The following is a 4,702-nucleotide window of genomic DNA, read 5'->3' as shown; positions in this document are numbered from 1 at the left end:
GACAGGAGCAATAAGGAATTTTTAATTCTTGAAAAGGGAATGAAAAAGGAATATAATAAAAATGCTTACAAAGTTAATGAAAAGGAGATTTTTAAAATGAAAACCCAAGAACTTAATTTAAAACAATTTGTAATGTTGTCTGAAAAGGAACTTCAAGAAATTAGTGGAGGAGGCGGATGGGGTTCTGCTTTTGCAGGATGGCTTGGAGGAATTGGTGTTAATTCAGGTCAAACTGCCCAACAAGTAGTTAATCAATTAAATGGTGTAACGGGCTTTCACGCTTATAATCATAATCCATATGGTAGTGGTGGTACACCAAACGATTGATTGAGAAGTATGTTTACATTGATTTTCTCTAATTTAACAAGAGGTATAATTATTAAAGCGATTTATAAAGATAAGACTGTAGATGTCTGGGAAATAAGTAAAAATAATGAACAACCAGATTGGGTAAAAAATGCATTTAAAGAAAATTATCTTAGTTGGTATGACGAAAGATTAAAAATTCTAATGAATGGCATCAAACCTTCAGCTAAAAGTTCTTTAAAATTGGGAATTATGGGCTCTGTTGCTGGAAGTTTAGCTGGTGGATTAGCGGGAAACAATATTTATGTGATGGGTGAAATTGGAGATTATTTAGATATAACCAACCGCAAAGTTGTATCTAAAGAAAAATTTTTAAAAAAATATAGTGTTTGAATCAAAACGCTCTTTGAGCATTTTTTTAGGTTTTAAACTGATTTGCTGAGCGGTAGTGTTGGAAAAAATTCGTGAATATAAAAGGAAAACTACGACAAGAAAGTATTTACTAACAATTGTCTGAGCTAGTTTTCTCGACAGTGGTGTCACTATTTTTTTATCCAGGAAGATAAGGAGAATTAGATATTGAAATATTTTGTGACATTTTTGTCTCCAACACAGAACATGGGAATATTGAATTGGCAAACAATGATATTGGATGATTATCTTGTTGATGATTCCTACTGGGAAAATACCAAATTAGAATTATCAAAAGAAGTAGAATGGATTACGCAAAGTGAACTCTACAAAAAAGTAAAACGCAATGATGGTTCGGGTAATGATATTATATTATCGGTACCAGTTAGTGCGGTTTTAGAAACGATAAAATCATTTTTTATACTAGGACACAGTTAATGATATGTTTTGTACTATTCGGTACAAAATGTTTGTATTTCAAAAAAGAAGATGTTAATATAATTATACCAAGTGGTACAAAACAATGTTGTTAGATACAATCTAATCTAACCATTTGAATCTAAAAATATGGAGGTGTACAACTTGAGAAATACGAAAGAAAAGATATTGACGGCTACAGAACAGCTTATATATAAAAAAGGTTATACAGGGACTTCTATTAATGATATTTTAGATGAAACTGCGACAGGCAAAGGGCAATTCTATTATTACTTTGATTCAAAAAAAGAAGCTTGCCTAGCAGTCATCGATAATCATGTTAAAATTTGGCAAAAACATTTGCTAAATGGAATCCTATCGAGAGATGAAAGTCCACTGGCAAACTTGAAAGAGATGCTGGATTGGATTTACAGTGATCATGCGCAAAAAAAAATATACTACGGCTGTCCTGTAGGTAATCTCGTTATTGAGCTTTCCGCCCTAGATGAGGATTTTAGAAAACCTCTTGAACAACTATTTTCAGATTTACAAAAAAAAATTGCGGAAAATCTATCAGGTTTAACAGGACTGCTGGTGAAACAAAATCTTCCTGCAGCACATGCAATTATTGCTCAAATTCAAGGAAGTCTTCTACTCTTGAAAGTGACTCAAGATTTAAATGTTCTGGAATCAAATTTTGATTTATTAAAAACTATTTTTGAAAAAGTGGGAGAAAAATAATGAAAAAATTGGATATGATAGTTATCGGACCAGGTCCTGCCCCGCCTACTGCTGTGATACGACGTAAATCTTTATGTCAGCAGTTGAATCTAAAGAAAAAGTCAAAGCTTTTGCAGGTAGATGCGATTCGGAGAGAATATACCATTGCCGATGTTCAAAAAAGATGGCAAAGTTGTCAAACATTCATAGACGTTCTTCGTAAGGGGATACTTAAGCAACTCATTGCAGAATTATCATAAAAATTTTATATTTAAAGGAGAACAAAATGTTCAATAACAAAAATACAGCATTCGTCGTTACAGACCCACAAGTCGAATTCCTCAAACCAAAAGGTGCAGGCTATGGTCTAACAAAAGATATCCTCAGAAAATATCATACCACTGAGAATCTTACAGAACTCTTCAAACATGCTAAAGCAAAAGGCTATAAAATCTTTATTTCACCACATTACTTTTACGACCATGACCAAAACTGGAAATTTGGTGGTCAAGGCGAACAAATGATGTTGAATAATAAAATGTTCCATCGTGAACACCAGTATCAAGAAACAGTGAAAGGTTCAGGAGCAGACTTCGTGGAGGAACTCAAACCTTACTTGGATGAAAATACTATCATCACAAGCCCCCACAAAATCTTCGGTCCCGAATCAAATGACTTGGCGCTTCAACTCCGTAAAAACGGCATTGATACTGTTATCTTGGCTGGAATGAACGCAAATCTCTGTGTGGATTCACACTTGCGTGAACTCGTAGAATCAGGTTTTCACGTTCACGTTGCAGCTGACGCAACAGGAGCACCTGGTCAAGAAGCCTATGATGCAGCAATAACAAATTTTGGATTTGTTGCAGATCGCACCATGAGTACAGCAAAAGTTCTTGAAGAGCTTTGAAGCAATAGGTAAACAGGCAAATTAAATGAAAATAATATTTGATGAACTAGCTACTGAAAAAATTAAAAGCTTCGGTGCTGTGGTAAATCTATCATGGATAATAAGTTAGTTCAAAACTAAAATTTGGAGATTTTTAAATGAAAAAAATAGACGTAAAAAATATCGTTGTTGGTTTTGGTAAAGGTGGAAAGACCTTGGCCAAATTCCTTTCTGGAAAAGGAGAAAGTGTCGTCGTTATTGAACAATCAACTCTAATGTATGGTGGGACTTGTATCAACATCGGCTGTATTCCATCAAAATTTTTGATTGTCAACGGTGAAAAAGGTTTGAAATTCACAGAAGCTTCAGAAAAAAAAGCGATGCTTACAGGTAATTTAAATCTAAAAAATTATCACATGATTGCGGATGAAGCAACAGCTGAAGTTATTGATGGCAAAGCAAAATTTGTCTCTGATCACGAAATCGAAGTGATGGATGCTGAGGGTGAAGTCATTGCACAACTAATTGGCGAACGTATCTTTATCAATACTGGCGCGACACCTGTCTTGCCACCAATTCCCGGACTTGTGGACAGTAGAAATGTTGTGACTTCAACTGAATTAATGGATTTGAAGCAGCTTCCTGAACATTTGACGATTATTGGTTCTGGTTATATTGGTCTTGAATTTGCTTCAATGTTTGCAAGTTACGGATCAAAAGTAACAGTTCTTGATATTTTCGATAACTTCCTTCCTCGTGATGATGAAGATATTTCGAAGTTGGTTCGTTCCGACCTTGAATCTAGGGGGATTATCTTTAAGCTTGGCGTGAAGATTGATGCTATTACTGACAATAGCGTTGAAATAATAAATAAAGAAGGCAAAAAAGTTTCAATCTTATCAGATAAAATTTTGGTTGCAACAGGTCGCAAACCCAATACTGCTGGACTTGGACTTGAAAATACTAATATTCAACTTGGTCAACGTGGAGAAATTGTGGTCAACGATAAACTTGAAACCACTGTTCAAAATGTATGGGCACTTGGGGATGTGCATGGCGGTTTACAATTTACTTACACTTCCCTTGATGATTTCCGTATTGTAAGTAATAACCTTTATGGAGATGGTAAGCGGAGTCTGTCTGACCGCAAAAATGTACCAACCTCTGTGTTTATCACACCTGCCTTGTCTAAAGTTGGCCTTAATGAAAAAGATGCTAAAGCAGCGGGCATCGATTACCGTCTCTTCAAACTTGCTGCGACAGCCATTCCAAAATCAGCTGTCTTGAATCAGTCTAAAGGCTTACTCAAAGCTTTGGTTGATCCAGAGACAGACAAAATTCTTGGTATTACAATTTACGCAGAAGAATCTTATGAAACAATTAATCTCGTAAGTCTTGCGATTGAAGTAGGCTTGCCTTACACATTATTGCGTGACAAAATTTACACTCATCCAACCATGACTGAAGCATTAAATGATTTGTTTGCCGCTAAAAATGAAGTAAAATAAAATAGTCAAATTTGATGGAAATCGAGTATGAGTTACTGACATACTACCAATAACTTTTTATATCTTGATAATTAAAACGAAAGTTTTTAATAGTTATTTTAAGTCAATTTAATGAATTGCCCGATTAGCCTTGAAAAGTTGAGCAATATGAGCAGATTATGACAGTTTTATGAGAAGATGAGAGTGTTTATCTTTCTTAATTAAACGAGATGACAAAAAAACGAAGTTGTGATAAAATAAGGGTAAAGAAAAAGGACTTGCGCTAACAAGTCCTAGTGTAGCCGATTAAAAGTCGGTGGCAGTATAATGTTCTAAGAACCGTTAACTGTAATGACCCCCAAAATATAGACTTTTCAAATCTATATTTCGGAGGTCTTTTCTTATGGTCAAATATTCCATAGAATTAAAACAATGCGTTATTCAAGATTATTTATCGAGCAGAGGGACTTCA

General features: G+C 34.7%; 7 protein-coding genes. All 7 read left to right on the top strand.

The annotated features are described in order from the left end of the window. A partial coding sequence (locus tag LLA01S_RS11585) for a ComC/BlpC family leader-containing pheromone/bacteriocin (RefSeq protein ID WP_218006053.1) occupies positions 1-327 on the top strand: 327 nt, incomplete at its 5' end. A 9-nt stretch (positions 328-336) separates the two neighbouring features. Beyond that, positions 337-699: a hypothetical protein gene (locus LLA01S_RS11580; protein ID WP_061778351.1), complete on the top strand. Its 363-nt coding sequence runs from the start codon at positions 337-339 to the stop codon at positions 697-699. 186 nt (positions 700-885) lie between these two features. Further along, the gene (locus LLA01S_RS11575) at positions 886-1,155 is read left to right on the top strand and encodes a hypothetical protein (RefSeq protein WP_011669075.1); all 270 of its coding nucleotides are present in this window, start codon (positions 886-888) and stop codon (positions 1,153-1,155) included. A 129-nt stretch (positions 1,156-1,284) separates the two neighbouring features. Then, positions 1,285-1,875, top strand: coding sequence for a TetR/AcrR family transcriptional regulator (locus tag LLA01S_RS11570; RefSeq protein ID WP_015083006.1), 591 nt, complete (start codon positions 1,285-1,287; stop codon positions 1,873-1,875). Then, positions 1,875-2,114: a hypothetical protein gene (locus LLA01S_RS11565; RefSeq protein WP_014573519.1), complete on the top strand. Its 240-nt coding sequence runs from the start codon at positions 1,875-1,877 to the stop codon at positions 2,112-2,114. Before LLA01S_RS11570 ends, LLA01S_RS11565 begins: the two co-directional genes overlap by 1 nt. A gap of 26 nt (positions 2,115-2,140) precedes the next feature. Continuing rightward, on the top strand, positions 2,141-2,764 hold the full coding sequence (locus LLA01S_RS11560; protein ID WP_002355386.1) for a cysteine hydrolase family protein: 624 nt from the start codon (positions 2,141-2,143) through the stop codon (positions 2,762-2,764). A 137-nt stretch (positions 2,765-2,901) separates the two neighbouring features. Next, positions 2,902-4,251: an FAD-dependent oxidoreductase gene (locus LLA01S_RS11555; protein ID WP_011669073.1), complete on the top strand. Its 1,350-nt coding sequence runs from the start codon at positions 2,902-2,904 to the stop codon at positions 4,249-4,251. The last annotated feature ends 451 nt before the right edge of the window (positions 4,252-4,702 follow it).

Origin of the sequence: Lactococcus cremoris subsp. cremoris NBRC 100676 (assembly GCF_001591705.1) — a bacterium.
Taxonomy (GTDB): Bacteria; Bacillota; Bacilli; order Lactobacillales; family Streptococcaceae; genus Lactococcus; species Lactococcus cremoris.
The sequence above is the reverse complement of the archived record's forward strand: the minus strand, read 5'-3'. Positions and strand labels throughout refer to the sequence as shown.

What these genes read in the sequence shown, in the direction of transcription:
- LLA01S_RS11580 (WP_061778351.1), top strand. Translation starts at nt 337, where the DNA reads ATGTTTACATTGATTTTCTCTAATTTAACAAGAGGTATAATTATTAAA.
- LLA01S_RS11570 (WP_015083006.1), top strand. Translation starts at nt 1,285, where the DNA reads ATGGAGGTGTACAACTTGAGAAATACGAAAGAAAAGATATTGACGGCT.
- LLA01S_RS11565 (WP_014573519.1), top strand. Translation starts at nt 1,875, where the DNA reads ATGAAAAAATTGGATATGATAGTTATCGGACCAGGTCCTGCCCCGCCT.
- LLA01S_RS11560 (WP_002355386.1), top strand. Translation starts at nt 2,141, where the DNA reads ATGTTCAATAACAAAAATACAGCATTCGTCGTTACAGACCCACAAGTC.
- LLA01S_RS11555 (WP_011669073.1), top strand. Translation starts at nt 2,902, where the DNA reads ATGAAAAAAATAGACGTAAAAAATATCGTTGTTGGTTTTGGTAAAGGT.